Below are 1181 nucleotides of genomic sequence, written 5' to 3'. Positions count from 1 at the left end.
GTAGACCACTGCCGGCGGTCGGCCGCCAAGGGCCTTGTGCGGCGGCGGTGGTTGTAGAATTCCATCCAGTTGCGGACACCGGTGCGTGCCTGCGATCCGGTCTCCCAAGCATATAGGTAGACGCACTCGTATTTCAGGGTGCGCCACAAGCGCTCGATGAAGATGTTGTCTAGATAGCGGCCTTTGCCATCCATCGAGATGCGGACGCCCGACCGTCGCAGGCGGTCTGTCCAGGCAAACGACGTGAACTGGGACCCTTGATCGCTGTTCATGATGTCCGGCGGTCCGAACCGATAGATGGCCTCGTTCAGCGCCTCGACGCAGAAGTCGACGTCCAGCGTGTTCGAGATCCGCCACGCCAAGACCATGCGGGTGTGCCAGTCCATGATCGCCACCAGGTAGAGGAACCCGCGACGCATCGGCAGATAGGTGATGTCCACACACCAAACCTGATTTGGCCGGTCCACACGCAGGCCGCGCAGCAGATAGGGATAGATCTTGTGCCCTTTTGCTGGCCTGCTGGTGTTGGGCTTCTGGTAGATCGGCATCAGCCCCATCAGGCGCATAAGCCGACGTATGCGCTTTTCGTTCACCTTGTGGCCCACGTTGCGCAGGTGCCAGGTCATCTGACGGACGCCAAAGAAAGGCGTGTCGAGGAACTGCACGTCGATCAACCGCATCAGCGCGAGGTTCTGGTCCGTTTCACCTTGCAGCGTATAGTAAAACGACGAACGAGGGACCTGTAGCAGAGCGCACTGCTGGCCGATCGACAGGTCCGGATGGTCGCGTTCGACCATGCCGCGCCTCATTTCCCGCCCCAAGGCTTCAGCTTTCTTTCCAAAAAAGAGTTGGCCACCGCCAGCTCTCCGATCTTGGCATGCAGATCCCGGACCTGATCCTCATCGATCACCGGCGCCTTGCGGCCACCGCGTTCAAAGACACCGGACGCGCCATCGAGCAACGCGCGTTTCCATTGATTGATCATCGTCGGATGCACGCCGAACCGGCTCGCCAGTTCCGACACGGTCTCCTCGCCTTTCAGCGCCTCAAGTGCCACCTTCGCCTTGAACTCAGGGGCGTGCTGCTTTCGTTTCGACATCGTCGATCTCCCTCGTGATGAAGATCAGCAGACAGCAAAAACAGAGCTTACGTCAGTGTCCAGATTTCGGGGGGCACCTCAG

1 pseudogene is annotated in these 1181 nt (G+C 59.7%); it reads right to left on the bottom strand.

Features of this window, described 5'->3' with window-relative positions:
* Positions 1 to 1099, bottom strand: a pseudogene (locus tag TY51_RS05805) (IS3 family transposase); the annotation flags it as partial.
* Positions 1100 to 1181: the final 82 nt, after the last annotated feature.

Origin of the sequence: Paracoccus sp. PAMC 22219 (genome assembly GCF_000787695.1) — a bacterium.
Lineage (GTDB): Bacteria > Pseudomonadota > Alphaproteobacteria > Rhodobacterales > Rhodobacteraceae > Paracoccus.
This window is presented reverse-complemented; position numbering and strand designations above follow the sequence as displayed.